We start from the raw sequence: 2,314 nt of genomic DNA on the forward strand, positions 1-2,314 counted from the left end.
TCTTCAGGCTTATGCTTCTTCTGCGCCATGGCGCCATCCTCCAAAGGCCCGAAAGCCTACTTCACGGAGGACCACTTTCCAGGGAGCAGGCCACCCCCGCGCCCTACATCGCCGCGTTTCACGCGCTGTTCGAGTCGCCGGACAGCTTCCAAAAAGCATGCCACGCGCACGCGGCCGAAATTCACGGCGACCTACCGAACTACACCGACATCGCGCCGGTCGTTCAGCTCGGGAATGTGAGCGTCGCGACGTTGATGGCCGACGCAAAGATCATCTCCAACTTCACCAACGCGCTGGCCCATACCGAGCTTGATGATCCGGTGAAGCCGCTGGCTTGGGGACATCCCAGCGAGCGCTGAAGCGCCCCCCACACTCCACGATAGAGACCAGAGAAGCATGATGAAGAAGAATATCCTTATTGTATCTGCGCACCCCGAACCAACCTCGCTCACCCGGCAGTTGGTCGACGTTACTGTCGAGACGCTTGGCGCCGCCGGACATGAGATCGTGCAATCCGAACTTTACGGTATGAAGTGGAAAGCAGTGTTCGACGCCGACGACTTTCCTGTCCGCACCAATCCCGACCGGCTGTCGTTCATCATGGAATCGGGCCATGCCTATGCGACCGGCAACCAGACGCCGGATGTTGTCGCCGAACAGGCCAAACTCCTTGCCGCGGACGCGGTCATCCTGCAATTCCCGCTGTGGTGGTACGGCGTGCCCGCGATCCTGAAGGGCTGGATCGAACGCGTCTATGCCTTCGGTTTCGCTTATGGCTACCAGAACGGCACCAACGAGTTTCGCTTCGGGGACGGCATCCTGAAGGGCAAGCGCGCGCTGGTAAATGTTCAGGCCGGTGGACCTGTGGCGGACTATAGCCCGCGCGGGATCAACGCGCCGATTGAGCAGCTGCTCTTTCCGCTGACCCACGGCGCGCTCTTCTATCCGGGGATGGATGTGCTGCCCACGCACGTTGTCTACAGCGCCGGCCATGTCTCCACCGCCGAAGAGGTCGAGGCGATCAAGGCGGGCTGGCGTGCGCGACTCGCCGGGCTGTTCACCGACGCGCCAATCCCGTTCCGTGCGCAGAACGGAGGCGATTTCCCCGATCGCCACACCATGGCGGATGACGTCGCGCCGGGCCAGACCGGCATCGTCGCGCATGTCGCCGAAAGGGTGGTCGAGACGGTTGACGCGTAAGGCCCGACGATCATGAAGCCTGCGCTGATCGCACTGGCCGCGGGAGCATTTGCCATTGGCACGACTGAGTTCGTGATCATTGGCCTGGTTCCCGGGATCGCGCGCAATCTCCGGACAACGCTCCCGGCGGCTGGTCTGCTCGTTTCCGGCTACGCCCTCGCCGTGACCATCGGTGCCCCCACGGTCACGGCGTTAGTCGGGCATCTGCCGCGCCGGCCGCGAGCGGTTGGATTGATGCTGCTGTTCGCGCTCGGCAATCTCTTGAGCGGCTTGGCGTCCGGCTATGGCGCGATGCTGGCGGGACACATCCAGGGGCTGATCGTCGGCAGGCGGCGCGATCAGCAGTATTATGTGGCGGCGCTGGAGGTGACCGGCATCCGCCCGGTCATCGACAGGAGCTTTGCCTTTGAAGAGCTGGCCGACGCCTTTCGCTACCAACTAAGCGGCGCGCATTCGGCAAGATATGCGCCGAATGGTAGGCGGAGACTGATCCATGATTCGGCTCGGGCTCTCGAACGCGGCGACGATCGAGGATCCGGCGCGGATCGCACGGCGGCGCATGCCGGCGATCGAATGCGGCTATCTCAAAAGCGGTACCGGCGCCGAGCTGGCGCGCGCGCAACCGCGCGGCGCTCGACGCGATCACGCTCGCATCGCGCTACATGCGCAATGCCAGCGGCCGCTCGACCGGCGTCGCACTGTTCGGTCGCGATTATGACATGCCGATCGGCATCTCATCCGTTGGTCTTGCCAACGCGCTGTAGCCCGGCGCTGATAACATGCTGGCGGCGGCGGCGCGGGCAGCGAACGTTCCCAATGGCCTGTCGACCGTGGGCACGACGAGCATCGAAGCGAGCGGCGCTAACGCCGCGTGCAGATTCCTCGAGCCGCGAGCGGGAGCAATGCCGTGTCCTCTTTCGCGATCGTCTCCTCCATCAATTCGGGGTCGCCTACCGCATCCGCTGTGACGTTCGCGACCAGCGCATTCACTCCAATGATGACGCCCCGCTACGACTGGTGACTAAGAGCGCCTAACAAAACCTCGTGCGGGCCCTGAAAGCGATGATGGCGGCGGCGATTGTGAGGAAAGCGCGATAGAGGTCGGCGTGGCGTT

At 63.5% G+C, this 2,314-nt stretch carries 3 protein-coding genes and 1 pseudogene; 3 read left to right on the plus strand and 1 reads right to left on the minus strand.

Features of this window, described 5'->3' with window-relative positions; all coding sequences use genetic code 11:
* Both J2X65_RS26900 and J2X65_RS26905 read left to right on the plus strand, forming a co-directional pair.
* Window positions 1-359, plus strand: a pseudogene (locus J2X65_RS26900) (hypothetical protein); the annotation flags it as partial.
* A gap of 37 nt (window positions 360-396) precedes the next feature.
* Complete coding sequence (locus tag J2X65_RS26905; RefSeq protein WP_310208581.1) at window positions 397-1,200, plus strand: NAD(P)H-dependent oxidoreductase; 804 nt, start codon at window positions 397-399, stop codon at window positions 1,198-1,200.
* A gap of 192 nt (window positions 1,201-1,392) precedes the next feature.
* Here the strand turns inward: J2X65_RS26905 and J2X65_RS26910 are convergent, their stop codons facing one another.
* Window positions 1,393-1,638, minus strand: a complete 246-nt coding sequence (locus tag J2X65_RS26910) for a hypothetical protein (RefSeq protein ID WP_310208584.1) — start codon at window positions 1,636-1,638, stop codon at window positions 1,393-1,395.
* A 224-nt stretch (window positions 1,639-1,862) separates the two neighbouring features.
* Between J2X65_RS26910 and J2X65_RS27050 the strand changes: the two genes are divergently transcribed.
* Entirely contained in the window at window positions 1,863-1,964 is a 102-nt protein-coding gene (locus J2X65_RS27050) for a hypothetical protein (RefSeq protein ID WP_404977804.1), read from the plus strand.
* Window positions 1,965-2,314: the final 350 nt, after the last annotated feature.

Source organism: Ancylobacter sp. 3268, from assembly GCF_031456575.1.
Taxonomy (GTDB): domain Bacteria; phylum Pseudomonadota; class Alphaproteobacteria; order Rhizobiales; family Xanthobacteraceae; genus Ancylobacter.

What these genes read in the sequence shown, in the direction of transcription:
- J2X65_RS26905 (WP_310208581.1), top strand. Translation starts at nt 397, where the DNA reads ATGATGAAGAAGAATATCCTTATTGTATCTGCGCACCCCGAACCAACC.
- J2X65_RS27050 (WP_404977804.1), top strand. Translation starts at nt 1,863, where the DNA reads ATGCGCAATGCCAGCGGCCGCTCGACCGGCGTCGCACTGTTCGGTCGC.